Source organism: Aeromonas sp. 601027 (assembly GCF_049174455.1).
GTDB classification, from domain to species: domain Bacteria; phylum Pseudomonadota; class Gammaproteobacteria; order Enterobacterales; family Aeromonadaceae; genus Aeromonas; species Aeromonas veronii_A.
Genome location: NZ_JAAKTN010000022.1, coordinates 1 through 26,949, shown reverse-complemented (window position 1 = coordinate 26,949; position 26,949 = coordinate 1). Strand labels below are relative to the sequence as shown.

Annotated in this window: 22 protein-coding genes; 12 read left to right on the top strand and 10 right to left on the bottom strand. The window is 60.7% G+C overall.

Going from position 1 to position 26,949, the window contains the following annotated elements:
• The first annotated feature begins 131 nt into the window (after positions 1-131).
• The 3 genes from dnaX to nfo all read left to right on the top strand — a co-directional run bounded on the left by dnaX (position 132) and on the right by nfo (position 4,315).
• Positions 132-2,723: a DNA polymerase III subunit gamma/tau gene (gene dnaX / locus G5193_RS21165; RefSeq protein ID WP_421207276.1), complete on the top strand. Its 2,592-nt coding sequence runs from the start codon at positions 132-134 to the stop codon at positions 2,721-2,723.
• A 114-nt stretch (positions 2,724-2,837) separates the two neighbouring features.
• Positions 2,838-3,167 (top strand): YbaB/EbfC family nucleoid-associated protein, encoded by a 330-nt coding sequence (locus G5193_RS21160; protein WP_005333445.1) that lies wholly within the window; start codon positions 2,838-2,840, stop codon positions 3,165-3,167.
• Between the two features lie 305 nt (positions 3,168-3,472).
• A complete protein-coding gene (gene nfo / locus G5193_RS21155) occupies positions 3,473-4,315 on the top strand; it encodes a deoxyribonuclease IV (RefSeq protein ID WP_005352396.1) in 843 nt (280 codons plus the stop codon).
• 95 nt (positions 4,316-4,410) lie between these two features.
• On the opposite strand, the gene G5193_RS21150 is transcribed toward nfo, so the two are convergent.
• Entirely contained in the window at positions 4,411-5,316 is a 906-nt protein-coding gene (locus G5193_RS21150) for a LysR substrate-binding domain-containing protein (protein ID WP_019445811.1), read from the bottom strand.
• A 102-nt stretch (positions 5,317-5,418) separates the two neighbouring features.
• Between G5193_RS21150 and G5193_RS21145 the strand changes: the two genes are divergently transcribed.
• From G5193_RS21145 to G5193_RS21130, 4 genes are all read left to right on the top strand, one after another.
• Positions 5,419-6,411 (top strand): TDT family transporter, encoded by a 993-nt coding sequence (locus G5193_RS21145; RefSeq protein WP_158112510.1) that lies wholly within the window; start codon positions 5,419-5,421, stop codon positions 6,409-6,411.
• A gap of 255 nt (positions 6,412-6,666) precedes the next feature.
• Positions 6,667-7,656: a lauroyl-Kdo(2)-lipid IV(A) myristoyltransferase gene (lpxM, locus tag G5193_RS21140; RefSeq protein WP_421207274.1), complete on the top strand. Its 990-nt coding sequence runs from the start codon at positions 6,667-6,669 to the stop codon at positions 7,654-7,656.
• A 150-nt stretch (positions 7,657-7,806) separates the two neighbouring features.
• Positions 7,807-8,802, top strand: coding sequence for a lauroyl-Kdo(2)-lipid IV(A) myristoyltransferase (locus tag G5193_RS21135; RefSeq protein WP_216978871.1), 996 nt, complete (start codon positions 7,807-7,809; stop codon positions 8,800-8,802).
• Between the two features lie 195 nt (positions 8,803-8,997).
• The gene (locus G5193_RS21130; RefSeq protein ID WP_216978870.1) at positions 8,998-9,858 is read left to right on the top strand and encodes a PA4780 family RIO1-like protein kinase; all 861 of its coding nucleotides are present in this window, start codon (positions 8,998-9,000) and stop codon (positions 9,856-9,858) included.
• A 241-nt stretch (positions 9,859-10,099) separates the two neighbouring features.
• On the opposite strand, the gene G5193_RS21125 is transcribed toward G5193_RS21130, so the two are convergent.
• The 3 genes from G5193_RS21125 to G5193_RS21115 form a co-directional block, all read right to left on the bottom strand.
• Positions 10,100-10,444, bottom strand: coding sequence for a hypothetical protein (locus tag G5193_RS21125; protein ID WP_421207272.1), 345 nt, complete (start codon positions 10,442-10,444; stop codon positions 10,100-10,102).
• Complete coding sequence (locus G5193_RS21120) at positions 10,444-11,682, bottom strand: GGDEF domain-containing protein (RefSeq protein WP_421207270.1); 1,239 nt, start codon at positions 11,680-11,682, stop codon at positions 10,444-10,446. Before G5193_RS21120 ends, G5193_RS21125 begins: the two co-directional genes overlap by 1 nt.
• 208 nt (positions 11,683-11,890) lie before the next feature.
• Complete coding sequence (locus G5193_RS21115; protein WP_421207268.1) at positions 11,891-12,382, bottom strand: prolyl-tRNA synthetase associated domain-containing protein; 492 nt, start codon at positions 12,380-12,382, stop codon at positions 11,891-11,893.
• Positions 12,383-12,548: 166 nt separating this feature from the next.
• Here G5193_RS21115 and G5193_RS21110 point away from each other — a divergent pair, with 166 nt between their 5' ends.
• Both G5193_RS21110 and G5193_RS21105 read left to right on the top strand, forming a co-directional pair.
• The gene (locus G5193_RS21110) at positions 12,549-14,975 is read left to right on the top strand and encodes a DNA polymerase II (RefSeq protein ID WP_421207266.1); all 2,427 of its coding nucleotides are present in this window, start codon (positions 12,549-12,551) and stop codon (positions 14,973-14,975) included.
• A gap of 74 nt (positions 14,976-15,049) precedes the next feature.
• A complete protein-coding gene (locus G5193_RS21105) occupies positions 15,050-15,301 on the top strand; it encodes a DinI family protein (protein ID WP_129503940.1) in 252 nt (83 codons plus the stop codon).
• Between the two features lie 173 nt (positions 15,302-15,474).
• Here G5193_RS21105 and G5193_RS21100 read toward each other — a convergent pair whose 3' ends face one another.
• From G5193_RS21100 to dcuC, 5 genes are all read right to left on the bottom strand, one after another.
• Positions 15,475-16,338, bottom strand: a complete 864-nt coding sequence (locus G5193_RS21100) for a DUF2927 domain-containing protein (RefSeq protein WP_421207264.1) — start codon at positions 16,336-16,338, stop codon at positions 15,475-15,477.
• 26 nt (positions 16,339-16,364) lie between these two features.
• On the bottom strand, positions 16,365-16,868 hold the full coding sequence (locus G5193_RS21095; protein WP_005333421.1) for a M48 family metallopeptidase: 504 nt from the start codon (positions 16,866-16,868) through the stop codon (positions 16,365-16,367).
• A gap of 145 nt (positions 16,869-17,013) precedes the next feature.
• Positions 17,014-18,657, bottom strand: coding sequence for a hypothetical protein (locus tag G5193_RS21090; RefSeq protein ID WP_421207262.1), 1,644 nt, complete (start codon positions 18,655-18,657; stop codon positions 17,014-17,016).
• A 186-nt stretch (positions 18,658-18,843) separates the two neighbouring features.
• Positions 18,844-20,490, bottom strand: a complete 1,647-nt coding sequence (locus tag G5193_RS21085; protein WP_421207260.1) for a bifunctional metallophosphatase/5'-nucleotidase — start codon at positions 20,488-20,490, stop codon at positions 18,844-18,846.
• Positions 20,491-20,581: 91 nt separating this feature from the next.
• A complete protein-coding gene (gene dcuC, locus G5193_RS21080) occupies positions 20,582-21,934 on the bottom strand; it encodes an anaerobic C4-dicarboxylate transporter DcuC (protein WP_323913366.1) in 1,353 nt (450 codons plus the stop codon).
• A 195-nt stretch (positions 21,935-22,129) separates the two neighbouring features.
• On the opposite strand from dcuC, the gene G5193_RS21075 reads away from it, so the two are divergent.
• A complete protein-coding gene (locus G5193_RS21075; RefSeq protein ID WP_421173185.1) occupies positions 22,130-22,594 on the top strand; it encodes a hypothetical protein in 465 nt (154 codons plus the stop codon).
• Between the two features lie 183 nt (positions 22,595-22,777).
• Positions 22,778-23,374 carry a DUF922 domain-containing protein gene (locus G5193_RS21070; RefSeq protein WP_421207258.1) on the top strand — a complete coding sequence of 199 codons (597 nt, stop codon included), beginning with the start codon at positions 22,778-22,780 and terminating at the stop codon, positions 23,372-23,374.
• A gap of 108 nt (positions 23,375-23,482) precedes the next feature.
• Here G5193_RS21070 and mnmC read toward each other — a convergent pair whose 3' ends face one another.
• Positions 23,483-25,501: a bifunctional tRNA (5-methylaminomethyl-2-thiouridine)(34)-methyltransferase MnmD/FAD-dependent 5-carboxymethylaminomethyl-2-thiouridine(34) oxidoreductase MnmC gene (gene mnmC, locus G5193_RS21065; protein ID WP_421207256.1), complete on the bottom strand. Its 2,019-nt coding sequence runs from the start codon at positions 25,499-25,501 to the stop codon at positions 23,483-23,485.
• 90 nt (positions 25,502-25,591) lie between these two features.
• Here mnmC and fabB point away from each other — a divergent pair, with 90 nt between their 5' ends.
• The gene (fabB, locus tag G5193_RS21060) at positions 25,592-26,803 is read left to right on the top strand and encodes a beta-ketoacyl-ACP synthase I (protein WP_216978860.1); all 1,212 of its coding nucleotides are present in this window, start codon (positions 25,592-25,594) and stop codon (positions 26,801-26,803) included.
• Positions 26,804-26,949: the final 146 nt, after the last annotated feature.

Below are 26,949 nucleotides of genomic sequence, written 5' to 3'. Positions count from 1 at the left end.
ACCGGTGCCCTGCGGGCATCGGTTTGAAAATCAAGCGATCCCTCCCGCTCTCACCGATAGCCGATACAGCCAGCCCGCCATTTGTGTTAGCATCCGGCCTCAATGCCCTGTCTTCCCTGCATGATGGATTTATGAGCTATCAGGTTCTGGCGCGTAAATGGCGCCCCCATACGTTTGAACAAGTGGTAGGCCAGCAACATGTGCTGACCGCCTTGACCAACGCCCTGGATCAGGGACGGCTGCATCACGCCTATCTGCTGAGCGGTACCCGCGGGGTCGGCAAGACCACCATCGCCCGTATTCTGGCCAAGAGCCTCAACTGCGAACAGGGGATCAGCAGCCACCCATGCGGCGTCTGTGATACCTGCCGCGAGATCGATCAGGGCAACTTTGTCGACCTGCTGGAGATTGACGCGGCGTCCCGCACCAAGGTGGAAGATACCCGCGAGCTGCTCGACAACGTGCAGTACCGTCCGGCCCGCGGCCGCTTCAAGGTCTACCTCATCGATGAAGTGCACATGTTGTCGCGCCACAGCTTCAACGCGTTGCTGAAAACCCTGGAAGAGCCGCCCCCCTATGTGAAGTTTCTGCTGGCCACCACGGATCCGCAGAAGTTGCCCATTACCATTCTCTCGCGCTGCCTGCAGTTTCATCTGAAGAGTCTGGATCAGACCCAGATCGCCAAGCAGCTCGAATGGGTGCTGGATCAGGAGGGGCAGCCCTTTGAACCGCGTGCGCTGCTGGCCCTGGCCAAAGCCGCTGACGGCAGTATGCGCGATGCCCTGAGCTTGACCGATCAGGCGCTGGCCCACGGCAATGGTAGCGTGCGCCTCGACAGCGTGCTGGCGATGCTGGGCACGCTCGATCACCGCCATCTGCACCAGCTGCTGGAAGCCATTTTGCGGCAAGATGCGCCAGCGACCATGGCCAAGATCACCGAGATCGCCACCCTGGGCCCCGATTTTGATCAGCTCCACGCCGAGCTGGAAGGCTTGCTCCATCGCATCGCCATGGCGCAGCTGCTGCCTGCCAGTGTGCAGGAGCAGGGGGCGGATGCCGATTCCCTGCTGCAACTGGCCAAGGCGATGAGCCCGGAAGAGGTGCAGCTCTGCTACCAGATCGTGCTGGGTGGCCGTAAAGATCTGCCCTGGGCCCCCGATGGCCGCACTGCGCTGGAGATGACCTGCCTGCGGATGCTCGCCTTCTCCCCAAGGTGTGATGCCCTGCATCCGGCCAGCCTCACCGCGTTGCCCCCGTCAATGACGAGCGGTGCGGTGAGCAGCGCTACTTCGGTTGCCTCTTTGCCGGGAAAGCGCCCGGCCGCTGAATCGGCCGCACTGGCACCGATCAGCGGCGCCGTGCCTGCACCGCTAGCCAGCCCTGTTGCTACCAGTGCCGTGCCCGCGGTTGATGTCTTCCTGCCTTCGATGGTGGATGACATCGGCAACCCCGCCGATAGCGAGGAGGAGGCACAAGCCGCCGAGCTGTTCAGCCAGCAGGATGAACTGCTGCGTGAAGCCGCAGGCATGGGGTATCAACCCGAGCCCGCGTTACCCCATGTGCAGCCCGATGTGTCTGCGCACTCGGTTGCACAGCCCGCAGATGCGGATGATCGAGCGTCTGCCGCAGCCGATACCGACTATTCCCGTGGCGAGCCGCTGACCGCCCCCTTCGAGCCCGCGCTCGCAGCGACAGCAACGCCTGTTGCCGCTGCTGAACCGGTATCAGCGGTATCGAGCATGCAGAGTCTGCTTGGCAAGCGAAATATGCTGCGCAGCCGCCAGCGAGGTCAGGATGCCCCGGCGGCGCCTGCGCCGCGCGCAGTACCAGTTGCGCCAGCTCGCCCTGTCGCGCCCGCTGCTGCACCGGTCGTCTCGCAACAGCCAGCTCCGGTCGGCCAACCGGCCGGGCAGGGGATGGCGGCGATGGGTCACTATGATGATCTGCCGCCGGTGGATTTCTATGGCGATGGCTACGAGCCACAGGGTGACAACGGGGAATACGAAGAGTACCTCAATCAGGGCTTTGCCGAGCAGGCTCCAGCAATGAGTCACGCCCCCGTCACGGCACCGGCCCAGCCAACCGATCTGCCACCCTGGGATCTCGACGGGCAGCCGAGCTATCGACCCGGTGAGCGCAGCGCTGCGGCGCCAGCGGTGACGTCCACCCCAGCGACCCAGCCGCCCGTTGCAAGCACGGCGGTGGCTGCTGCCCCTGTGACGCAGGATGAACCCCCTCAACCAGTGATGGAGACCATCGACTGGGATGAGCTCGAAAGCGACAGCGAGCCGCAAGAGGGGGAGGCGATCCGTCTGATTCCCTCCTCGCTGCTCAATGGTTGCGGCGACCCTTGGGCCGAGTTGATCGCTCACACTCAGGTGGGAGGGCGGCTGCGCCAGCTGGCCATCAACTCGGTGATGACGCGGGAAGGGGACAAGGTACTGCTAACCCTCAAGCCCGAGCAGCGCCATCTGGTGAGCGACAAGGCGCGCGCCGATCTGGCCGAGATCATCGGGCCAGCGCTGGGTCAACCGGTGCAGGTCGAGGTAACGCTCGGTGTGGTGCCTGACAAGGAGACCCCCCTCGAGATCGAGCATCGCCTCTATCTCGGGGTGCGCGAGCAGGTGACCCGGGATCTGGAGCAGGATCCCAACGTGCAGTTTTTAGTTCAGCGGTTTGGTGCCGTGCTCCATCACGAGAGCATCGAGCCCCTCAACCGCTAAATTCCGTGGCCGGGAGCTTGCTTCCGGTTGAAAAGCAGTTTGGCTGTCCCCATCTAGGACAGACAAGCCCACAGCCCGGCGCTGGATGCCGGATTTCAAGACGAGAGACGACATATGTTTGGTAAAGGTGGAATGGGGAACCTGATGAAACAGGCCCAACAGATGCAAGAGCGTATGCAGAAGGCGCAGGAGCAGCTGGCTCAGATGGAAGTGACCGGTGAAGCCGGTGCAGGCATGGTCAAGGTCACCATGACCGGTAGTCACAGCGTCCGTCGCATCGAGATCGACCCCTCCCTGATGGAAGATGACAAGGAGCTGCTGGAAGATCTGGTTGCCGCCGCTTGCAACGATGCCGTGCGCCGTGTGGAAGAGCAGAACAAGGCCAAGATGGGCGAGCTGACCGGTGGCATGCAACTGCCGCCAGGCTTCAAGATGCCCTTCTAAGGCGACTCTCCCCGCGCATTCTTGCTCCCTTGTCGCTGGCCATTCGGGTCACGGCAAGGGGGACGGCCGAGAGACCCAAAGACGCAGCGTTATTGCTCAGGCGATACGCTGCGTTTTTTTATGGGCGCCATGCTGGCGCGGGCGGGCTCTAACTGAGAGGTTGCCACAGCGAAGGCCGATTACGCCATGAAACGCAGCGCCTTGTATAGGCGGCACTATTTGTCGATACCCGCTATCGGATATCCCGGTTTGGCGTGGCCGGGCGGGAGCGGCATAATGGCGGCTTGCCGTATTGAGGAGATTGTATGAAATATATCGGAGCCCACGTCAGTGCGGCCGGCGGGGTGGAGAATACCATCGCCCGCGCCCAGGCCATCGGGGCCAACGCGTTTGCCCTCTTTACCAAGAATCAACGTCAGTGGCAGGCGGCCCCCTTGTCGGATGCCACCATTCGTGCCTTCAAGGCGGCCTGTGACAAGGCCGGTTTTCTGCCGGAGCAGATCTTGCCCCACGACAGTTACCTCATCAATCTGGGCCACCCGGATCCCGATGGTCTGGCCAAATCCCGCGATGCGTTTCTCGACGAGATGAAACGCTGCGAGCAACTGGGGCTCTGTTATCTGAACTTCCACCCCGGTAGCCATCTCAAGCAGATCCCAGAGGCGGCCAGCCTCAAGCTGGTGAGCGAGTCCATCAACTGGGCGTTGGAGCGCAGTGAAGGGGTGACGGCGGTGATTGAGAATACCGCAGGGCAAGGGACCAACCTCGGCTGGTCGTTCGAGCACCTAGCCACCATCATCGAGGGAGTGGAGGACAAGAGCCGGGTCGGGATCTGTTTCGATACCTGCCACGCCTTTGCCGCCGGCTACGATCTGCGCACTGCAGAGAGCTGCGCTGCTGTCTTTGCCGAGTTCGATCGCACGGTGGGTTTTCATTATCTCAAGGGGATGCATATCAACGGCGCCAAGTGCACCTTCGGCAGCCGGGTCGATCGCCACCACAGCTTGCGGGAGGGCAATCTGGGAGAGGCGGTATTCCACCACATCATGAATGATGAGCGCTTCGATCGCATTCCGCTGATCCTCGAGACCATAGACGAGTCTATTTGGGGCGAGGAGATCAGCTGGTTGCGCAGTCTGGCGAAGTGATACTCAGAAGCGGATCAAAGAGAGGGAGCCGTGGCTCCCTCTCTGCTTTTTCCGTTATTGGTGGGCGGACCAGCCAGCGGCGCTCCGATCGGGCGTTACTCTGCGCGGCTCACTTCGGCATTGTTCACCTGAGCCCGGCAGAAGTGGATAAAGTGGCGCAGGGAGGTGGAGTGGTACTTCTGCTTGTGCCAGATAAGGGAGAGCTGGCGCGGGAAGCGACGGGAGAGGGGCAGGGCGATCAGCCGCCCATCTGCCAGGCGATCCGAGGCTGCCAGCCGGGAGATAAAGGAGATGCCAAGCCCCTTCTCCACCGCCAGCATCACCGCCTCCAGGGTGTTGAGTTCAAGCCCTGGTTGCCAGCGGGGCAACTCGGGCTGGATCTGCTGGATAAATTGCTCGCGGCTGCCCGATTGTGCTTCACGCAATACCCAGGTTTCGCCCCCCAGACGGGAGAGGGAGAGCTCCTTCTTGTTGGCAAGCGGGTGACCGGGTGGGGCCACCACCAGCATCTCGTCCTGCAGCCAGGGTTCGGCGAGCAGGTCGGGGTGGTGGTTCTCCCCCTCGATCAGTGCCATATCCAGCTCGAAGTTGGCCAACGCATGGCAGAGCAGGTGAGTGTTGTTGATGGTCACCTTGGGGGGGAGCCCCAGCTCCTGTTTGCTGCTGGCGAGCAGGGTGGGGAGCAGGTAGTTGCCGATGGTCTGGCTGGCACCAAGGCGCAGTTGGCCGCTCGGCTCGGCATCGGGGCTGAACAGGTTCTCGATATCTTGCATCCGTGTCAGCAGCTCTTCGGCGGCCGGTTGCAGCAGGCGCCCCTCGTTGTTGAGCTGCAATCTGGGGTGAATGCGGTCAAACAACGGGGTGGAGAGCTGGCGCTCCAGCTCCTGTAGCGACTGGGAGACGGCCCCCTTGCTCAGGCAGAGCTCGTTGGCGGCAAGGCCAAGGTTTCCATAACGGGCAATGGTGGCGAACACTTTCAGCTGCTGCAGGGTCAGTTTCATCGTGTTTGGTTTTCCTGAATGATTGATTTAATTCATTTAGATATCGTAAACGATAAGGGACCATTATCCTATCGCCATCGTCATCAATAGAAAGGTGTCATCATGATCGCAAGAACCCGTAAATCACTGGCTGCCGCCCCAACCCCCATGGCGGGTCTGGCGCTGGGCATCGCCAGCCTTGGTTGGTGTTGGGAAAATGCCGGTCACTTCGATGGCCGGATGCAACTGCTGGGTGCTGCCATTGCGGCCGTGCTGCTAGTGATCCTGACCTTCAAGTTTCTGCTTCACCCCCGCCTGCTGTTGCTGGATCTCGCTCACCCCGTGGTGGGCAGTGTGGTACCGACCTATGCCATGGGCACCATGGTGGTCTCCAAAGCGCTCGGTATGATTGCGCCGCAAGCGGGCGAGGCCCTCTGGCTGTTTGCCGTGGCGGTTCATCTGCTGTTCCTGGCCACCTTTATCTGGCATCGCGCCAAAGAGTTTGAAATCCACCACATGGTGCCGAGCTGGTTCGTGCCGCCGGTGGGGATCATCGTGGCTGACGTCGCCTTCCCGGGTGGTCAGTTTGCCCCGCTGGCCAACGGTCTGCTCTGGTTCGGGATCATCTGCTACGGCTTGATGCTGCCGCTGATGCTCTACCGCCTGATCTTCAGCCATGAAGTGCCGGATGCCGCCAAACCGACCATTGCCATTCTGGCTGCCCCTGCCAGCCTCTCTCTGGCCGGTTACCTGACTGTCAGTCAGGAGCCGTCACTGCTGCTGGTGGCCGTGCTGTTGGGGATCGCCATCCTGATGACCGGCATCATCTATCTGGCCTTCATCAAACTGCTGCGTCTGCCCTTCTCGCCGGGTTATGCCGCCTTCACCTTCCCGCTGGTGATCGGTGCCACCGCTCTGTTCAAAGTGGCTCATCTGGTTGAAGGGTTTGCGCAAGGGAGTCACTACGTCGAGCAGATCAGACTGCTGGCTCACTTCGAGCTGGGGGTGGCTACCGTGATCGTCGGGTATGTGGCACTGCGTTACCTGATGTTTTTTCTGCCGCAGCGTAATACCGAAATGAATAACGGCATGGCTCGCCAAGGGGCTCACCGATAAACCTTGATGATGTGACAACGGGAAATGGATAAGCAGTGCGCTCCGAGAGCGACGGGATAAACGACCAGTCATACGATGGATGGACAAAGAGCCTCCACCCTGGTTGTGTAACGAGCAAAATGCCCCGCAGTGCGGGGCATTTTTTTATGGTTTTTTGATGTGGCGCCAGTGGCGGGCTATTTGACATGGATTTAACTGGTATTACCTGTCAGGACGACTACAATGCAGCACCACTTTTTCGCTCGACCCCGATACATGTCGTCCCAAGATCCCGTATTTGACTCCTCTTTTGAAGCCCGTTTTCTGCATCCCCGCTACTGGTTCAGCTGGCTGGCGCTCGGTGTGCTGATGCTGCTGGCCTTTGTGCCGGTGCGATTGCGCGACCGTTTGGCCGAAGCCTTGGCACCGCTGGTGTTTCGTATCTCGAAAAAACAGATCTATATCGCCAGAACCAATCTGGAGATCTGCTTCCCGGACAAGAGCCCGGAAGAGCGGGATGCCATTGCACTGACCTCGATCCGAGTCGGCCTCAAGAGTCTGTTGGGATTTGGCGAGTTCACCATGCGCAGTCAGCGTTATCTGATGAGCCGGATGCAGGTGATCGGTTGGGAGCATATCGAGGCGGAGCGGGCTGCCGGTTGTCCGGTGATCCTGGTGGTGCCCCATACCTGGCCGGTGGATGCCGCCGGTTACTGCTTCACCCAGCGCGGGGTGCCCATGTGCACCATGATGAAACGGGCACGCAATCCGGTGTTTGACTGGCACCTCAACCGTGCACGGGCCAAAAACGGTTGCCGCGTTTACGAGCGCAGCGCCGGGATCAAGGCGGTGATCAGAACCATCAAGAGTGGTCGCAGCTTCTTCTACCTGCCGGATCAGGATCACGGTCGCGAGAAGAGCATCTTTGCTCCCTTCTTCGGCCACCCCAAGGCGACCCTGCCAGCCTTGCCCCGTCTGGTTCAGGTCAGCGGCGCCAAGGCGGTGCCGCTGCTCGCCTGCTATGACGAAGCGAACCACTGTTACCGGCTTGAGATAGATGCCCCGTTTGACAACTATCCCACCGAGGATGTGATGGCCGATACCTGTCGGATGAACGATATGGTGCAACAGCAGCTGACGCGCCATCCGGGCCAGTACATGTGGTTCCTCAAGATCTTCGATACCCGTGAAGATCAGGAGGGGCCGGATGGCCTCTACGAGGCGGGGATCCAGCGGATCCGCAAGGGATTGTCGCCCCACGGCTGACCCTGAATTAAGATTGATTGAAATGGCCCCAGGTGGGCCATTTTTTATGATAACTAGTCTGATCTGTGCCTTGCAGGTCGATAGCAAGCCTCCTCAGGGTAGAAAAAAATGTCAGGATAATTACAATAACCGCTTGTTTTTGATGACTTGATGGTCGCCATGTCTGCGTTAGATCCGGTATTTGATACCTCATTTCATAGCCGCCTGCTGCATCCCAAATGGTGGGGCAGCTGGTTCGCACTGGGCCTGCTCTCCCTGCTGGCATTTACTCCTGCGAGGTTGCGGGATCGCTTTGCCGATCTGGTCTCACCGACCCTGCTGCGTTTTTCGAAAAAGCAGGCCTATATTGCCGATACCAACCTCAAGATCTGCTTTCCAACGCTGGATGCCGCCGCACGTCAGGCGCTGCTGCTCAAATCGATCCGGGTCGGGCTCAAGACCTTTATGGGCTTTGGCGAGCTCAGTTGGCGCAGCAAGGCGCGCCTGACCCGCCGCGTCAAGGTGAGCGGCTGGGAGCATGTGCAAGCGGAGCAAGCTGCGGGCCGTCCGGTGATCCTGGTGGTGCCTCATACCTGGGCGGTCGACATGATTGGCCGCTACTTCTCCATGATGGGCATCGAGATGTGCACCATGATGAAGAGCCCGAAAGATCAGGTTTTTGACTGGTACATCAACCGCGAGCGGGCCAAAGGGGGCAAGGTCTATGAGCGCAGTGTCGGTATCAAGCCGGCGATCAAGTCGATCCGCGCTGGCGCCAGTTTTTTTTATCTGCCGGATCAGGATCACGGCCGTGAGGCGAGCGTGTTTGTTCCCTTCTTCGGTCGTCCCAAAGCAACCCTGCCAGCGTTGCCCAAGCTGGTGAAACTGACTGGTGCCAGAGCCGTGCCCATCTTCGCCAGCTATGACGAGGATGAGGGATGCTATCTGCTGGAGATCGAGCCGCCGTTTGACCCTTATCCCACCGCCGATCTGCTGGCAGACGTCAACGCCATGAACCGGGTGGTGGAGATGCAGGTTGCCCGCCATCCCGAGCAGTACATGTGGTTTCTCAAGATCTTTGAAACCCTGGAGCATCAGGAGGGGGATGACGGACTCTATGAAGCGGGGATCCAGCGTATTCGTCAGGGCTTGCCGCCCGAACCTTGAAAATTGGCCCGCATGCGGGCCAATTTTGTTGGCAGAGGAGCCTTTCGTATTTGGTCTGTTGCGGGTGGTTTTTAAGGCGAACGGGTGGACAAAAACAGCGCAAACAGAGGATAACAGGGTGTCTTATGACAGGGAGAGGCAAGTGAGCGTGCGCGGAGCTATCTTCGAGAGCGGAAATAGGGTAAAAGGGCGGCCATGAAAATTCCAAATCGAATCCAACCCCTGGTGGATGACGGCCTGGTCGATGACGTCATCAGCCGGCTGATGAGCGGCAAAGAGGCCGACGTCTATGTGGTGCGCTGCGGCGACGAGATCCGCTGCGCCAAAGTCTATAAAGAAGCGTCCAAGCGCAGCTTCAAGCAGGCCGTGGTCTATCAGGAAGGCCGCAAGGTGCGCGGCAGTCGCGATGCTCGCGCCATGGAGAAGGGCTCCAAGTACGGCCGCAAACAGCATGAAGAGGTGTGGCAGAACACCGAGGTCGACGCCCTGTTCAAGCTGGCGGCGGCCGGTGTGCGGGTGCCGCAGCCCTATGTCTGCCTCGATGGCGTCCTCTTGATGGAACTTATCACCGATGAGGATGGCAATGTCGCGCCGCGCCTCAACGATGTGGCGCTTACCCCCGAGCAGGCGGTCATCGACCATGCCAAGGTGATCCGTTACGTGGTGAGGATGCTCTGCGCCGGTCTTATCCACGGCGATCTCTCCGAGTTCAATGTGCTGGTGGATGAACAGGGCCCCGTCATTATCGACCTGCCCCAGGTGGTGGATGCCGCCGCCAACAACCAGGCCAAGGCGATGCTGGAGCGGGACGTCAACAACATGCGCAACTACTACGGCATGTATGCCCCCGAGCTGCTCAAGACCCGCTACGCCCGGGAGATGTGGGCCCTGTATGAAGATGGCAAACTGACCCCCGACAGCGAGTTGACCGGCTTGTTCGAGGAGAGCCGCGAGCAGGTGGATCTCGATTCTGTATTGCACGAGATCGAGAGCGCCCAGGAGGAGGCACTGGCTCGTCAGGCCAGGATGAAGGCCGAAGAGGAAGACAGCTACTGATCTTGTTGGTGGCCGTGGTCAATGGAAAAAGAGCGCCTAGTGGTGCTCTTTTTTATTGTCTGCCGCACAGCCCTGGCCTCTTGGCCGGGGCCAGCCGGTAAAACCGGACCCAGCAGAGATCGCCGGTATGATAGCGGCGATCCAGCCATTGTCCATCTGCAGCTTCAATGACCTTGAGCGAGGCGGGATTTGTCTTGTCACAGCTGATGAGCACAGGTTCGCTGAGCACATGGCGCTGCACTCAACCGAGCAGGATGCGGGCGGCACCTTCACCCCGGCGGGTGGGATGGTCTCGTAATCGATATAGCCAAGCCACTGGTGGGTGGCTTGGCTTGTCGCCGTGGCGCAGGCGCAAGGTGGCGAGGAGCGCTTCCCCTTCGAGGGCAAAATAGGTGGTGGTCGGTAGGTAGCCCGGCGGCAGATGCAGGCCATTGGCATGGGCGAGCAACTCCTGCAGCCACTGAGTCGAGCCGAATTGCGCCACCTGATAGAGCGGCAACCCGGCGGCGCCACATTCGGCCTCGTAGCGGCGGTAGGCGGGGGCGTCGGTCAGCCGAGCGGCCCGGCACTCGATGAGGGGTTGCATCAGGTCTGGGTGGCCAGAGGCCACAGCGGCCAGGGTTCGCTGTGGTGTGGCTCCTGGATGCAAGCGCGCTGGCGGCCAGCCTGTTTGGCGGCATAGAGTGCCCGATCCGCGCGCGAATAGGCCTGCTCAAAGCTCTCGCCCTGCTGCAGCGAAGTGAGCCCTATGCTGAGGCTGATGGGGCCACCGGCCAGCGACCGAGTGGCGTCTGCGACCCGCTGCTGCAGGGTCTGGCAGCAGGCCGGCAGCGTTTGCGAAGTCTCCATCACCAGCAGCGCCAGCTCGTCGCCGCCAAGGCGCCCGGCTAGCCCCGCCGTCGGCAGGCTCTCCCGGATCACCCGTCCCACCGCCCGCAGCATGGCGTCGCCAGCGGGATGACCGTGGCGGTCATTGATCTGCTTGAAGTTGTCCAGATCGATCAGCAGCAGCTGGCCGGGGCTAGCCATCTCGCGGGCACGCAGGGCCACCTGGTGTTCGAAATAGTGTCTGCTGTCCAGTCCGGTCAGGGCATCCAGGTTGGCGCGCCGCTCCAGCTCGCGCTGGGTGGCGAGCAGCGCCTGCTGCTGACGGGTGTGCACTAGGCTCAGCAAAATGAAGCTGCGGGCAATGGTAAAGAGCAGGCTGAGCAGGAGCACCGGGCCGAGCAGGGGATCGGTCAGGCTGGAGGCAGCCGACTCAGGCCACCACTGATGCTTGGCCATCCTGATCAGTTGCAGGGCCAGTTGCAGCGCAAGCAGCAAGATGGCAAAGCGCAGCACCCGGTAGGCGGGGGCCAACCGCTGATAGCGCCAGAGCTGCCACAGCAGCAGGCACATTTGCAGCGAGATGGCCCCGGATAGCACCACGATCCGGCTGTGTATGTCATCCTGCGGTAGCTGTGTGGCGGTGACAGCGAATAGCAGGAAGCCGGCGAGGGCAAGGAGCGGGCAGAGCCAGCCGAAACGGTCGGCCTCGCGCCGGAAGAAGTGGCGCAGCCCCCGCTCATAGAGTAGCGGGGTGGCGATGATCAGCAGATTGGTAAGCAGGATATTGGCAAGGGAGATCTCTCCCGTAAGGGGTCGCAGCAGCAGGCAGCCAAAGGCGGCGGCGATGGCCAGTTCGCTGGCCGACCAGTAGAGCAGGGAGCGCAGCTGTCGCTGGGTATGCCACAGGTAGGCGAAAATGGCCGCGACCCCGATGTGCGACAGGCTGACGAACAGCACCAGACTCAGCAACTGGGCCGAGGAAAACAGACTCTGCATCAAGGGTTTGGGCTCTTCCTGCCGGGAACGGCGCAGCGACCTCAGGGCCGGGTGACTGGGCCGGATCACAGCATGAATTGCGCCGTTGAGCAATGGTTCAAGTGATCCGGGCACGATCGCGGCAACAACCGCCACAAGAGGGCTGCTGACTCGATTAATCAGGGGCGGGGCATGACGCCGGAGCGTTTATGCTTCCCACACTCTTGGGTCAGTCAATAATGACCGGCAGCCGCATGACGTTGGCCTCCCGACCGAGGTGGGCCAGCAGGCGGCGCACATCGTCGAGGCGGATGATCAGAGTAGCGGTGTTGACCAGCGGATGGCACTGCACCTGTTCGGCCTGCCAGATGGCCGCGTCCACCACCAGCTCTACCGCTTTTTCCCTGTCGCGCACCATGGCGAGCAGGGTCACCGAGCCCGGGGTAAGGCCGAGCACCGCATCGAGCCGCTCGGGGGAGCCAAAGCTCAGCCGCTTGACGCCGAGCATGACCGCCAGCTCCTTGAGATCGACCCGGCGCTCCTCCGGACTCACCACCAGAAACAGCCGCTCGCTTTTCGGATCGCGCAAAAAGAGGTTCTTGGTCTTGGCTGCGGGCAGGTCGGGCAGCAACTTGCTCGCCTCCTCACAGGTAAACACTGGGGGATGGTCAAAGCGCTGGTAGGGGATAGCCAGCTGATCCAGCAGGGAATAGATTGCCACATAGACTCCTTTTGTCGGCGAAGAGTGGTCAGAACGGGATGGGCGGGAATAACGACCGGATCGAGCTTACCAGTTTGACCCCCGCCTCGCAGCCAGCGTGACGATTGCGAGCAGGCACTGTATGAACGTACAATAGTCCCATTCTCGGACAGCCCCTTTACGCTTCATGACTGCAACCCAGCCCACCGTACCCGCCACTCCGCCGCTCGACGGTTTTATCCTGACCCGCCACGGTCGGGACGTGCGCGGCCGCAACGGGCAGGCAGCCACCACCGAAATCGTGATGTGGCTCTGGAGCGCGCAGGGGCCGGTACGGGTGGTGGTGCCGGGGCAGGAGCCGGTGTTCTTCCTGCCGCAGAGCCATATGGCAGAAGCCGCCGAGCTGTTCAAGGGGGCCGGGGTGAGCGGGCGGTTTCGCCGCCTGCCAATGCACACCTTCGACGGTCGCCCTGTGGTGGGCTGCTATTTCGCCACCCTGAGCGCCTTTCACCGAGCCATCGAGCTGCTGCTTATTCGCGGACTGGAGCACTTCGAGGCGGATATCCGGCTGCCGGAGCGTTTTCTGATGGAGCGCTTCATCACCGCTGGCGTGCGCTTTGATGGCCGGGCGGTAAAAAAGGGGGGAAAACAGGGCTACTGGGAGGTCAACGAGGCACGCTGCGCACCGCAGGCGGTGACGCCGACCCTCTCCTGGGTGTCGCTCGACGTGGAGTGCGCCATGGACGGGGCCCTCTTCTCGGTCGGTCTTTACAGCGAACAGGATGCGCGGGTCATCATGATCGGCACCCCGGAAGCGGATGCCGACAGCTGGGGCACCCAGGTCCAGTGGGTAGAGGACGAGAGCGCCCTGCTGAGTGCGCTGGAGAGCTGGTTCAGCCTGCATGACCCCGATCTGGTCATCGGCTGGAACGTGGTTAATTTTGATTTTCGCCTGCTGCTACGCCGCGCCGAGCTCAACAAGCGGAGACTGCGGCTCGGGCGGGGGCGCGAGCTCTGCTTCTGGCGCTCGTCACGGGGCGATCCCCAGACTGGCAACGTCATCATTCCCGGGCGCATGGTGCTCGATGGCATCGATACCCTCAAAAGCGCCACCTGGCAGTTTGCCAGCTACAGCCTGGATGCGGTGGCGAGCGAACTGCTTGGCCGTGGCAAGGATGTTGAGGATGTGGCCAATCGGGGGGAGAAGATCACCGAGCTGTTCCACTCCGACAAGGAGGCGCTGGCCCGCTATAACCTGGAAGATTGCAAGCTGGTGTGGGAGATCTTCGACTACTGCCACCTCATCCCTTTTGCCATCGAGCGCGCCTCCCTCACTGGTCTTGAGCTGGACAGAGTAGGGGGCTCGGTGGCGGCCTTTACCAACCTCTATCTGCCGCGGCTCCATCGTGGCGGCTACGTGGCCCCCAATTTGCCGGCCGACGGTGGGCTGGCGAGCCCCGGCGGCTATGTGATGGACTCCAAACCCGGTCTCTATCGCCATGTGCTGGTGCTCGATTTCAAGAGCCTCTATCCCAGCATCATCCGCACCTTCTGCATCGATCCCATGGGACTCATCGAGGGGTTGCAACACCCCGACCACGCCATTCTAGGTTTTCGCGGCGCCATGTTCTCCCGCGAGCGGCACTTTTTGCCGGATCTCATCGCCACCCTGTGGGCGGCGAGGGACAGAGCCAAGGCTGCCAGCAACAAGGCACTCTCCCAGGCCATCAAGATCATCATGAACTCCTTCTACGGGGTGCTGGGGTCGGGGGGCTGCCGTTTCTATGATCCGCGACTTGCCTCGTCAATTACCTTGCGTGGTCACAGCATCATGCAGCAGACCCGCGAGTGGATTGAGGCGAAGGGGTTCGAGGTGATCTATGGTGACACCGACTCCACTTTTGTCCATCTGGGGCGCGAGACCAGCCCGGATGAGGCGGACGAGATTGGCCAGCGACTGGCGCAAATGATCAACGATAACTGGGCTGCACTGATCAGGCGAGAGTTCGACCTGCCGAGTTATCTCGAGATCCAGTACGAGACCCACTATCGCCGCTTTCTGATGCCCACCATCCGCGGGCTGGAGAAGGGCAGCAAGAAGCGCTATGCGGGGCTGGTTGGCAAGGCCAGTGAGGGGAGTGAACAGCTGGTGTTCAAGGGGCTCGAATCGGTGCGCACCGACTGGACCATGCTGGCCAAGCAGTTTCAGACCCGCCTCTACGAGCTGGTGTTTCACGATGAAGATCCCAGCGGCTATGTGCGCACCATGGTGGATGAGACCCGCGCCGGTCGTCACGACGATCTGCTTATCTACCGCAAACGGCTGCGCCAGAAGCTCGAAGAGTATCAGAAGAATGTGCCGCCCCATGTGCGTGCGGCGCGGCTGGCCGATGAGGAGAACCTGCGCCGCGGGCTGCCCCAGCGCTATCAGCATCGGGGCGCCATCGCCTATCTGATGACCCTCAATGGCCCCGAGCCGCTGGAGTACCGGCGCAGCGCCATCGATTACGAGCACTATATCGACAAGCAGTTGCGGCCCATTGCCGATGCCATCCTGCCCTTTATCGGCGAGTCGTTCGACCGGATCTGTGGTCAGCAGCTGGATCTTTTCTGATTGGTGCAAGTTGGCACTTTACTTCCCATGAATACTGGATAAAAATACAGTTATAAATCATGGAGAAGTTTCCTATGCGTCTTGAAATCATCATCGACAGAAAACATCAGATCCCGACCTCGACCATGGAGGCGCTGCGTCAGGAGCTGCTCAAGCAGCTTGGCGAAAAATTTCCCGACATCCATGTGCGGGTCGCGCCGGGCAGTACCATGGCTCTGACCGTCAGCCGTGCCAGCAAGGAAGACAAAGAGCTGGCCGAAGCTATGGTGCAGGAGGTGTGGGAGAACGCCGACAGCTGGATGCCGGAAGAGAACGTCGCATCCTGATCCCCATGGTCAGTGGATAATTCTGGGCGGTGGATAAATGGGCTGCGGATAAACGGGCATGCCTGCTAATGCACTGCTGATACCCATACAACAAAAAACGCAGCCAGGTGGCTGCGTTTTTTGTTGGTGGTGAGTCGCAGTGGCTTGTCTGGCTCTGGGTTGAGCCAGGCCCGTTACAACCCCGCCCAGCTTTTCAGGCTCTGCTGCTGCACCCGGCGGTTGGCTTCGCGGATCTCCCCTTTGGCGCGCAGGTCGGCCAGCGCAATGGGCAGTGCGGCGCGGATCTCGGCACTGCTCATTCCGGCTTTGAGGGCCGGGTGATAGGCCATCTTGAGCAGCACATAGTCCAGCCCGGTCAAAAAGCTGTCGATGCTGTTGTCATTGAAGATGGAGGGAAACACCTTGTCCGAGTCGTTGGGTAGCCCCATCACCTGGGTGAACTCCTCCACCACGCAGTCGAGAAAACGCCCCTTGGCTCTGCTGTAGTCTACCGGAATGATGATGGTGGCACGGCTGATCTCGTGTTTCGCATTGGTTGCGAAGTTGGCAAGGCAGAGCCCCTCCTTGAGCGCCATCTTGACCGATGGATCCCCCCCCATGGTGCGGTTGGCCCAGCTCTTCATCTTGCTGTAGTCGGTCATGATCAGGGTGAGGTTGGGCTTTGCGGTCACCATGCTGATGGGGTGGCCGGTGATGCGGGCCAGATGGGCCGCCTGTACCTTCACTACGTCGGCCTGCAGCGGCTTGTCACCCGATTCGTTGATAAGTTGCAGCCGGATCGGCTGCTGCCAGCGGGCAAAACGGGTCTGCCTGGCTTCGCCATACTCCCGCTCCATGGCGATGGCCATAAAGCTCTCGACCAGATAGCTGTCGCTCTGCCAGCGCTCATCGGCCCGGGCACTGTGGCCCGCGAGCAGAAGCAGTAGCGCCAGCAGCCCACGTAACGCGCGGTGGGGACGGGCAACGCAGCTCAAGTTGGTCATTACCAAAGTGGCAATAAAGCGCGTGGCACCAAAGGGGATGGCGACAAATGACATGTTTCCTCCCTGAAACGGTTGTCAGCCTAGCGGTTGGCCTTGTCGATATCGCGCCAGGTGAGCCAGAGCCTGAGATCAAACTCCAGTTGATGATAGTCCGGCTCCATATGCTGGCAGAGCTGGTAGAAGCTCTTGTTGTGATCCTTCTCTTTGATATGGGCCAGCTCGTGCACCACGATCATTTTCAGGAACGGGGGCGGCGCCTCCTTGAACAGGGCGGCGATGCGGATCTCGTTCTTGGCCTTGAGCTTGCTGCCCTGCACCCGGCTGACGTAGGTGTGCAGGCCGAGGGCATCCTTGATCACGTTGATCTTGCCATCGAACACCACCTTTGACAGGGGCGCCGAGCTCTTGAGGTAGCGGTTCTTCAGCTCCATGGTGTAGGCGAGCAGCGCCTTGTCGCTCTGGATCTGGTGGCTCTCCGGATAGCGTTTGGCCAGCATCTCCCCCAGCTTGCCTGCCGCAATCAGCTGCTGTACCTGTGCCTTGAGGGGGTCGGGATAGCCGCCCAGATAAGTCAGTTCCGCCATGGTGTCACTCGTTACATCAAAAAGAGCGTCATTGTAGTTATCTCGGGCGGGCTTGCCTACTGCGGGCCGCTGCTGCAAGGGGGCTCTGGCGCAAGAAAAAGGGCGGCCATTGCAACAATGGCCGCCCTGCGGGGCGTATTGACGATCAGCGTCGGCGATAGAGACCCGGATCCACCTCTTCGTAGTGGCTGGTCAGGTATTGATAGAAGGCGAGATGGGAAGGGGAGCTGGGTTTTTTCAGCTCTTCGCTCACCCGATCCGGCTTGGCGATGATGAACTTCGGATTCTGGCGCTGGATATCGGCCAGCACCCGCTCGCGCACGTCATAGGGCGGATTGACGTTGGCAAAGAAGAGGTAGGCGGAAGCCGGCTGGCGATCGGTCCAGAGATAATATTGCGGCTGGATGCCATCGACCCAGATCTTGTCGCTCGGGACTGTCTCGGCCTTGATGCGATCAACCCGTACCTGCGCGGCCGGATTGAAAGGGCGACCCTTGAGGGTCCCTTCCCAGGCGTTGTTGATCATCAGCAGCAGCATGGCCAGCGTTGCCAGCCAGGGGGTGGCACTGCGCACATCCCAGGCGCGCCAGAGGGGGATGAGGATGAGCACCGGCAGCGCCCACAGCAGGCTGGTGCCGAGCACCTCGTTGACCCGCTCGAGGGACCACTCCTTGGTGCTCCAGCCAAAGGCGAGTTGCTGGGCCAGCAGCCAGCTGGCGGTGAGTACCACCAGCGAGATGCAGAGCAGGCCGATGGCATCTGCCTGCTGTTCGCTGCGATCCAGCAATACCGCCAGTGGCAGCAGTGCCAGTTGCAGATAGAGCACGTCGTAGTGATCGAACACATGGCCGGAGACCGAATTGGCGATCAGGGTAAACAGCACCCCAAACAGGGTCGCCAGCAGGGCGGGCAGATACCACTCCTGACGGCGGCTCAGCATCAGAATGATAAAGGCGGGCAGCAGCATGATAAGGCCGGTGCGCAGCAGGCCGACGGCGCCCACCATGGGAGAGAAGCCGTTGCCGTAGCTCCCCTCGAAGAAGATGTCGAAGGCGTAGTATTTGAAGGCCGCCAGCAGATCATGTTGCTGAAAGTAGGCGTAAAGCGGGCCGCCAATCAGCGCCAACCCCAGCAGGCTGGAGATGAGCAGCAAGATGGCGTCACGCCACTTTTCGTGCAGACACCAGTGGCAGAACAGCACCAGATACCAGGCACCCCAGAAGGCGCCGTTGTTGGTGCGCATCCAGGCGACGATGGCGAAGGTGAGGGCCGCCACCAGCGCCGGCCACCAGCGAAATCCCTTGTCCAGCAGCAGGGTAATGAAGGCCCACTGGGCGATGAGGGCGAGGTGGAAGGTCCAGTCCTCGGTCATGTTGCCGTAGTAGTAACGGGTGCCGTAGAGAGCCAGCACCGCCAGCATGGCGCCAAGGCGCGCCTTGAACGAGAGTCCGAGCTGGGCAAAGGCCTGCCAGCTGGCCAGCAATCCGAGCCAGCAGAGCACCCACTCCAGTGCCCAGATCCCGACAAATCCCCCCAGTCCATAGCCCAGCGCGTCGAGGGCGAAGATCATCGGCCCCTTGATGTCGATCATGTCGCGATAGAGCACGCCCCCTTCGCTCCACATCTTGCCCATCACCGCAAACAGCGAGGCATCAAAGCCCGGCGCCATGGCGTGGAAGAGCGGGTTGCGCAGACAGAAGAGCAGCGCCAGCAAGGCGGTCAGCAGCACAATGGCTGGCTTGATACCCGGGTTGACGCGAGGGGGAGTGAAACGGATGGAGTGATTCATGAAGTCGCCTGTTCCTGCAGCTGGTCTTGAAAGCGGGCCTATCTTGCCGAGCTAGTGAGTACGATGCAATGGGGCGGGCCCGTGTGGGGCAAATATTCTCGAAAAAGCCCGGTTCTTGCAGGGAACCGGGCGCTGGCTGCGGCAATTTTGGCCGTCAGGGGATGTGGCAAAGGCATCCCCCCGATATCAACTGAAGTACTCAACCAAGGGCGGCTGCGCTTCCAGTGTCGGCAGGTGACGGGCCCAGCGGATAAAGGCGTCGGCCAGGGTAATACCGAGCTCCTGATTGTGCTGGGTCAGGGTGCGCGCCAGTGCGGTGTAACCCTCCTTGCCGGAGGCGGTATAGGCGCTCGACACCCCGCGATAGACCTGTTCGGCATTGACCGCTTGCCACTGGCCGGGGGCGGCTTCCCACTCCAGTCGGGTGATGCGCTGGCCCTTGGGCCGATCGGCCTGATAGGTGAATCGCACCCCCGCGGTGTAGGGGAAGCTGCCGTTGCCATTGCCGACCACGCCGTTGTTGGTGGCATTGTCGATGGCATTTTCCAGCGCTTCCGCCAACTCGTGACCGTGCACCCGATAGAGGGTGAGGGGAATGGCAAACGGCAGCAGGCGACCGGCGATATCCGCTTCGCTCAGGGGGCCCGGCTCCAGCGAGCAGCGCACGCCGCCAGCATTGTGCAGGGCAAAGTCCACCTCGCCTACCTGTTCACGGGCGGCGGTCAGCATGGCGCGGGCCACCAGCGGGGCGAGTTGGCTGCCGTGGGGCAGGGTGGCATCCGGCAGCCGCTGATGGGGAAGTGGCGCCGCCAGCCGGGTGACGATGCGCTGGCTCATGGTTTCAATCTCCGGCCGGTAGCGTTTGGCCAGATGTTGTTCCAGTTGTGGATCCGGCTCGCAGAAGGTGAGCCCGACAGGTGGCGTGGAGGCGTACGGCCAGGGCTGCCAGGGGAGCCACTCCAGCTGACCCTGACTCTGCACGACGCGGCCCGCCTCATCGAAGGTGAGCTCGCAGACACCGAGGCAGAGGGCGCTGTGGCCAGCATGCAAAATAGCCACCCCGTTGTTCATCAGCGGATAACTGCCTTCGCTTGGCAGACCCAGCGGCGCGAGATCGCCGAGCAGGCTGTGGGTGTGGCCGCCGATGATGAGACTGAGCTCGGGGAAGCGTTCGGCCAGCAGCTTGTCCTGATCCAGCCCGAGGTGGCTCAGCAGCACGATATGCTGGATCCCTTCGCGCTTGATCTCCTGCAACACCCTGGTGAGGGTGTCGGCGACCGCGTGGAAACGGGTGTGGGGATCCGGGTTGGCGATGGCAGCCATCTGGGCGAGGGTGATGCCGAGCAGTGCAAAGGGAACCCCGTCGATCACCCGGCGATGCCAGGGCTGATGGGCGTCGTAGAGGTGGGGAATATCCCACAGCCCCAGCGGCGTGTCGGCTGGCTCCTGACTGTTGTCCAGATTGGCGGCCAGCACCGGAAAATCGAGCTGGCGCAAGAACTCCACCAGCGGGCCGTTGCCCAGATCGAACTCGTGGTTGCCAAGTACCATGGCATCGGGGGCCAGCATGGCGAGCAGGTCGGCGTTGGCGCGCCCTTTGAAGCGGTTGAAATAGAGCGAACCCTGAAAGGAGTCGCCACCGTGCAGAAATAGAAAACGCTGGCCGGCTGCTGCGGCTTTGGCACGCAGTTGGGTCAGTCGGGTCAGGATCCGGGCATAACCGCCGCACTGGGTGCGCCACTGGCCTTCACCGACAGGGGAGAAGCTCATGGGCGCGCCATCGAAGTGGGAGTGGCAATCACTGAAATGGGCAAGTTGAACCGTAATACTCATCTCGGTCCTCCTTAGGGGGAAAATGAGCACCGAGTCTACTGCAAAGGGGGGGTAGGATACCAGCCCGGCAGGGTGCCGGGCTGGTCAGCGATCAGGCGGGTACCATGATCTGGGTGGCGACGATCACCACCAGCAGGCCGACGGCGACCGGCATACTGGTGCGCTTGACCACCTCGAACGGCGAGAGCTTGCCCATCCCGGCACAGGCGACCACCACCCCGGAGACCGGAGAAATGGTGCGACCCAGGTTGGAGGCTTGCAGCATTGGGATCACCAGATAGGCCGGGTTGATGCCAAGGCTGCTGGCCAGGTTGGGGATCAACTCCACGAAGGCGTAGAAGGGAGCATTGCCCGAGCCGGTGGTGAAGGCGGCCAGGGTGGTGATCACCACCAGTGACAGCATCATGATCAGACCACCCGAACCGAGATCCTGCGCGTGAGCCAGCAGGGTGTCGATAAAGCCGACGGTCATCAGACCCTGGGCGAAGACACCGGCACCGACCAGCAGCATGACCACACCGGCAAAGGCATCAGCCATGTTGCGCCAGCAGACCTGCAGACCGTCCAGCAGCTCCTTGCCATTGCGGATCCGCACCAGCTCCAGCAGGCTGGCCAGCACCATGCACATGACGATGATGGTGACGATATCCAGCTGCGGACCCCATTTGCCGTCAAACACCAGCACTCCGATGATGGGGGTAAAGGGCAGGATGGCGTAAAAGGCAGGCGCAGTCGTCACCAGATCACCCGGGGCGACCGGCTCGTTGTGCTCACCGGATTTTTGATCAAGGTAGCGCTGCCAGAAGAAGTGGGTCACCGCCATGCAGGCGATCGCCACCAGCGAGATGGGCAGGGTCAGCTTGAAGGCAAAATCCAGCAGCGGCATGTTGGCGGCCTGAGCAGCCATCACCACGTCCCCTGAGGTCGGTGCCAGAATGATAGCGGCTGGCGAGGCGCACACGGCCGCAGCCGCGCCACGGGAGATCCCCATGTTGACCATCAGCGGGAACAGGGTGGCCATCAGCAGCACGCCGAGGCCGGTAGCGGAGCTCACCGCCAGCGACATGGCGCAGGCCACCAGATAGGCAGCCACCAGCAGGATATAGGGGGATTTGATGATGCCGAGCGGTTTGCTGGCCAGCTTGACCAGAATGGTGTTGGCGCCGATATGGCTCATGTAGCCGGCGAAGCCACAGAGCACCATGATCAGCATCCCCAGTCCACCGCCACGATCATTGAGCAGGAAGCGGACGTATTCGAAGATATCGGTTGCGAGATAACCGGTGCTGACCACCTTGCTCGGCAATACCGGCTTGCCCATCATGGCGGTGATGACCAGCAGCAGCAAGCCGCCGCTCAGCAGCACCCCGGTTGCGGAGTATCCTTTGAAAATGGCACGGCCCACCACCAGGGTGACCAGGGTGCCAACAATGAGTTCCAGCATATGTTGCCTTCTGATTGGATGAGAGTGGAAGGAGTCTATTCCGATAGGGGTAGAGTGGCGACTGGAAACAGGATGTTGTGTGAGCTAAATCAACGTTTAACCCCATGAACAGAATTAAAAAAAGGTAAAGGTACTTTACCCAGCGGGTTTGGCTACCTACCCTTGCCAGCCTTGGTTGTCTTTTGAGGCTTTTATATGGTGATTGGTGATTTTTCAGGCATTAAACGCTCTCTTTTCCTGCTCGCGATGCTATTTTCACCTACTTGCGTGTTTGCGGTAACCAATGACGGTTTTCATCAAACCGGTCCTCATCAGGCGGTCGCCATGCGGCGTCTCATGGCTCCTCACTCTTACGGCGTACTGGTGGTTGCCGAGGGGAACAAAGCCCGTTTTGCCGCGCTGGCATCCAAAACCACCGAAGCAAACTGTCTGGCCCGTCATGCCATCCGGGTAGATGGGGTCGCGTTGCTGGTCACCCCGAGATTTTATGCCAAAGAGGGAAAACGGGGACTTTGCGAGCTGTGGCTCAATGAGGGGGCAGATCAGGACTTTTTTGCCAACCGTCTTAAAAATGATCATTTCATTCAGATAGATGGTCATGACATCAATGTGAAAAACTATCACCTCGACTGGCAGCGCATCAGTCGTCCTGCTCAATAAAAATACAGTTTCATCCTTGTGCCATACTTTGCTCACGCAACCTGTGAGCTTGCTCTGATTTCTGGGCTCATCATTGTATTGCGCCGCCTCTTGGTCACACATAGGCTATACCCGTCATCTGTGTGGCGGTGGGTTTCACCAAGGTTGGTACTCCGCCCGTGCAATCAAGGAAGGTAGTCTGGCATGGTCAGCAAGGTTTATGGAGTAGTGGGGAGCGTGCTGTTGCTGTTGCCCCTGATGAGTCAGGCTCAGCCGAGCCGGCCGCAAGTGGTGCCAGAGTCCCGCATCAATGTCCGTTTTTATGAGGTAAGTGCTGCCCAGCCAGATCAACTGGCACGCGCCATTGCTCAGAGTGCCCCCAAGGTGAATGGCAAGCCTGTGCTCGGCAAGGCGAGTTATCAGGTGGACTGGCAGCTGGAAACCGACCAGTTGCCGGGGCGTTGCCAGCTCAAACGGGTAACGGTAACGACTCATGCCACTGTATTGTTGCCCCGCTGGCGTCAGAGTTCGGAGGGGAGTGACCCTGCTCGCCAGCGCTGGGGTCGGCTGCTCTCCAGCATGTTTGACTATGAATCCCGTTTCAAAGAGATGGTGCTGCAAGGCGGAAATCAGGTGGGCGGGGCGATTGCGGCACTACCAGGCCATGCAGATTGCCAGGCGTTGCGCTATGCCGCCTGGGCTGCGGGCAGTGGCGAATTGAACAAGGTTAAGGCACGGGTAGACGATTTCCAGCGTCAGGCGGGTTACGGCGAACAGCTCGGGGTGCATTGGCCCAAGTGAGCGCTATAGAGGGTCCGATATCCTGCCAACACGCCTCTATATCGAATGATTTGATAAATAGAATGGCCGCCCGATGAGCGGCCATTCTATTTGTTTGCAGAGTCCGGTTTAGACCAGAGCTTTGCCCTTGAGCAGCTTGCGTACCCAGTAGCGGGCCGGGTGGAGCGCTTCCAGCAGATCGGCTGCCAGCGGCAGGGGCTCGCCGCAGATCTCGCTGGCAAGCAGCTCGCCACAAAGTGGCGCCGAGCAGAGACCCCGTGAGCCCAGCGCGCCCAACACATAGAGACCAGGATGCAGCGGCAGCGGCGCGGCATTCTGCTGATCGGTGTGCAGCCCGGCGTAGTGATCCGCCAGGCTTGCCAATCTGGTGACTGGCCCCACCACCGGCAGGTGATCCCGACTGGCGCAGCGCACGCCTACCCGAGCCTCATTGCCGCTGACATCCACCTCGGCGGGCCAGCTTTGCTCCGGCAGGCAGGCTTGCAGGCGCGCCTGGTTCTGGAGCTGCTCTTCAGCGCGAAACCCGAGATCGGTCTGGTTGCGGCCATAGCTGGCACCGATGCAGTGGTGATCGTTATGGGCTGGAGTGAGGTAGCCATCGTAGCAGAGCACGGTATTAAGCCGGCTCAGGCTGGCTGAGGTCGGCACATGGCTCACCTGACCGCGCACCGGATAGAGCGGCAGCTCGGCAAAGGGGATGAGCGCATGCAGCTTGTGTCCGGCGGCAACTACCAGACTGGGGGCTTGCCAGCGGCGGCCATCCTGGCTTTTTATTTGCCAGCCATCGGCCAGTTCAGTAATAGCGACCACCTCGGTATTGAACGCCACCTCAAGCAGCCCGCTGGCTTGCGCTTCTTTGATAGCTGCGTGGGTGAGATCGGCCGGACAGAGCCAGCCTCCCAGCGGGTAACTGACGCCGCTGTGGCCACAGGGCAGGCCAACCACCTGCTCTACCTCTGCTGTAGAGAGGGGATACATCAGCTCGGGGGGGAAGGGGCCCTGGCTCATTTTCGCCAGCTTGGCTGCCGATTTGTCGTCATAACCGAGCTGGGTTACCCCGCACAGTGCAAAAGCGATGGGATGTTGCGCGGCCAACGCCAGTAGCCGTTGGCGGGCATAGCCAAAAGCGAGCGAATAGAAGCGTGACAGGGCATCGTGCTCGCCGTTGAGCAGCGGATAGAGCGCGCCCTGGCGGTTGCCGGAGGCGCCGGTGGCCGGTTCGCCATCTGCACACAACAACGTCACCTTGCGGCCCCGCTCCACCAGAGAGAGCGCCGTCATGGCCGAGGCAATGCCGCCGCCGATGATCACTACCTCGCCAGCGCGTCCGGCAGGACGGGCATACCAAGGGGCTATGGTCTGCTGCGGCTGCTTGTCGGTGCGATCCCCCACCAGCATCTCCCGCTTGCTACCGTGGCCCTTCACCTTCTTCATGGCAAAACCGGCGGCAATCAGGCCGCGACGGACAAAACCGGCACAGGTAAAGGTGGCGATGGAGCAATCGGGACGGGCGAGGCGAGCGAGACTATCAAACAGCTCCTGTGTCCACATCTCCGGGTTCTTGGCTGGGGAGAAACCATCCAGATACCAGGCATCCACCAGCCCCTCTGCCCGGTGAGGCACTTGCGGCAGCATATCCTTGATGTCGCCAAACCAGAGATCGAGGCGAATGCGGCCACCCGTAAAATGCAGGCGGTGGCAACCGGAAACCGGCAGTGGCCACTGGGCGACAAGATCCTGGCTCAAGTGGCCAAGTTCAGGCCAGGCGGCCAGCGCCTTGCGCAGATCGTCTTGGGTCAGGGGGTATTTCTCGAAACTGATGAAGTGCAGACGGGAGCCGTTACCGGATTGGGGCGCCTGTTCCAGGAAGGCTTGCATTGTCGCCAGAAAGTTAAGACCTGTGCCGAAACCTGTTTCACCTATCACGAAACTGTCACTATCGTGGTGCGAAAATCGCGCAGGTAGCCGGTTTTGCTGCAAAAAGACGTAGCGGGTTTCACTTAGACCGTTATCATTGGAAAAGTACACATCCCCGAAGTCACTGGAGACAGGAGTTCCCGCTTCATTCCAGTCCAATCGGGCATGATGTAAGGATGTTTGACTCACGTTTTCCTCGGCTCGCGTCACAAAATCGCGGGCATTCTACGTGAAAGCAGACCAGTTTGGCAGCCGAAAGCGGGTAGACTTGGCGCCAGTTTTTCCAGACGAGATGAATTAATGAGAAGAGCAGTGATCACCGGTATCGGCGTCATCTCCAGTATCGGCAACAACAAGGAAGAAGTGCTGGCCTCCCTGAAAGCAGGTAAATCCGGCATCACCTATTCCGAGCAGTTCGAGCAGCACAATCTGCGCAGCCGTGTCTGGGGTAACATCAAACTCGATCCGTCTGAACTGATCGACCGTAAAGTCATGCGTTTCATGGGCGACGCTGCGGCCTACGCCTATCTCTCCATGCAGCAGGCCATTGAAGATGCCGGTCTGGCGGAAGATCAGGTCTCCAACGAGCGTACCGGCCTGGTGGTCGGTTCAGGTGGTGCCTCCGGCAAGAACACTTCGGAATCTGTGGACATCGCCCGCGAGAAAGGGGTCAAGCGTGTGGGCCCTTACATGGTGCCGCGCACTATGTCCTCCACAACCTCTGCTTGCCTGGCGACCCCGTTCCAGATCAAGGGTGTCAATTACTCCATCAGTTCAGCTTGCGCCACCTCTGCTCACTGCATCGGTCACGCGCTTGAGCTGATCCAGCTTGGCAAACAGGATGTGGTCTTCGCCGGTGGCGGTGAAGAGCTGGACTGGTCCTCTACCATCCAGTTTGACGCCATGGGGGCCCTCTCCACCAAGTACAACGACATGCCGGAAAAAGCCTCCCGTACCTATGATGCGAATCGCGATGGTTTCGTTATCTCCGGTGGCGGCGGCATCCTAGTGATCGAAGAGCTGGAACATGCGCTGGCCCGTGGTGCTCACATCTATGCCGAGCTGACCGGTTACGGTGCTACCTCCGATGGCTATGACATGGTCGCGCCGAGCGGCGAAGGCGCGGTGCGTTGCATGAAGATGGCAATGCAGGGGGTTGGCAAGGTTGATTACATCAACACCCACGGTACCTCCACCCCGGTTGGCGATACCAAGGAGCTGGAAGCCATCCAGACTCTGTTTGGTGCCAACGGTCCCAAGATCTCTGCCACCAAGGCGATGACCGGCCATGCGCTCGGCGCTGCCGGCGTGCACGAGGCTGTCTACTCACTGCTGATGATGGAGCACGGCTTTATCGCTCCCAGCATCAACATCGAGACTCTGGACGAGAAGGCCGAAGGTCTGCCCATCGTGCGCGAGTACGAAGAGGCCGAGCTCAACACCGTCATGTCCAACAGCTTCGGCTTTGGCGGTACCAACGCCTCCCTGGTGTTCAGCAAGTTCAAAGCATGATTATCCGGTTGATATGAAAAAAGCGCCTCAGGGCGCTTTTTTTGTTTCCGTGATCTGCCATCACTCATTGCAGAGCAGAGCAGAGCAGAGCAGAGCAGAGCAGAGCAGAGCAGAGCAGAGCAGAGCAGAGCAGAGCAGAGCAGAGC

Bases quoted from the DNA above. Each gene is read 5' to 3' on its own strand.
- dnaX (WP_421207276.1), top strand. From the start codon at position 132: ATGAGCTATCAGGTTCTGGCGCGTAAATGGCGCCCCCATACGTTTGAA.
- G5193_RS21160 (WP_005333445.1), top strand. From the start codon at position 2,838: ATGTTTGGTAAAGGTGGAATGGGGAACCTGATGAAACAGGCCCAACAG.
- nfo (WP_005352396.1), top strand. From the start codon at position 3,473: ATGAAATATATCGGAGCCCACGTCAGTGCGGCCGGCGGGGTGGAGAAT.
- G5193_RS21150 (WP_019445811.1), bottom strand. From the start codon at position 5,316: ATGAAACTGACCCTGCAGCAGCTGAAAGTGTTCGCCACCATTGCCCGT.
- G5193_RS21145 (WP_158112510.1), top strand. From the start codon at position 5,419: ATGATCGCAAGAACCCGTAAATCACTGGCTGCCGCCCCAACCCCCATG.
- lpxM (WP_421207274.1), top strand. From the start codon at position 6,667: ATGTCGTCCCAAGATCCCGTATTTGACTCCTCTTTTGAAGCCCGTTTT.
- G5193_RS21135 (WP_216978871.1), top strand. From the start codon at position 7,807: ATGGTCGCCATGTCTGCGTTAGATCCGGTATTTGATACCTCATTTCAT.
- G5193_RS21130 (WP_216978870.1), top strand. From the start codon at position 8,998: ATGAAAATTCCAAATCGAATCCAACCCCTGGTGGATGACGGCCTGGTC.
- G5193_RS21125 (WP_421207272.1), bottom strand. From the start codon at position 10,444: ATGCAACCCCTCATCGAGTGCCGGGCCGCTCGGCTGACCGACGCCCCC.
- G5193_RS21120 (WP_421207270.1), bottom strand. From the start codon at position 11,682: ATGCAGAGTCTGTTTTCCTCGGCCCAGTTGCTGAGTCTGGTGCTGTTC.
- G5193_RS21110 (WP_421207266.1), top strand. From the start codon at position 12,549: ATGACTGCAACCCAGCCCACCGTACCCGCCACTCCGCCGCTCGACGGT.
- G5193_RS21105 (WP_129503940.1), top strand. From the start codon at position 15,050: ATGCGTCTTGAAATCATCATCGACAGAAAACATCAGATCCCGACCTCG.
- G5193_RS21100 (WP_421207264.1), bottom strand. From the start codon at position 16,338: ATGTCATTTGTCGCCATCCCCTTTGGTGCCACGCGCTTTATTGCCACT.
- G5193_RS21095 (WP_005333421.1), bottom strand. From the start codon at position 16,868: ATGGCGGAACTGACTTATCTGGGCGGCTATCCCGACCCCCTCAAGGCA.
- G5193_RS21090 (WP_421207262.1), bottom strand. From the start codon at position 18,657: ATGAATCACTCCATCCGTTTCACTCCCCCTCGCGTCAACCCGGGTATC.
- G5193_RS21085 (WP_421207260.1), bottom strand. From the start codon at position 20,490: ATGAGTATTACGGTTCAACTTGCCCATTTCAGTGATTGCCACTCCCAC.
- dcuC (WP_323913366.1), bottom strand. From the start codon at position 21,934: ATGCTGGAACTCATTGTTGGCACCCTGGTCACCCTGGTGGTGGGCCGT.
- G5193_RS21075 (WP_421173185.1), top strand. From the start codon at position 22,130: ATGGTGATTGGTGATTTTTCAGGCATTAAACGCTCTCTTTTCCTGCTC.
- G5193_RS21070 (WP_421207258.1), top strand. From the start codon at position 22,778: ATGGTCAGCAAGGTTTATGGAGTAGTGGGGAGCGTGCTGTTGCTGTTG.
- fabB (WP_216978860.1), top strand. From the start codon at position 25,592: ATGAGAAGAGCAGTGATCACCGGTATCGGCGTCATCTCCAGTATCGGC.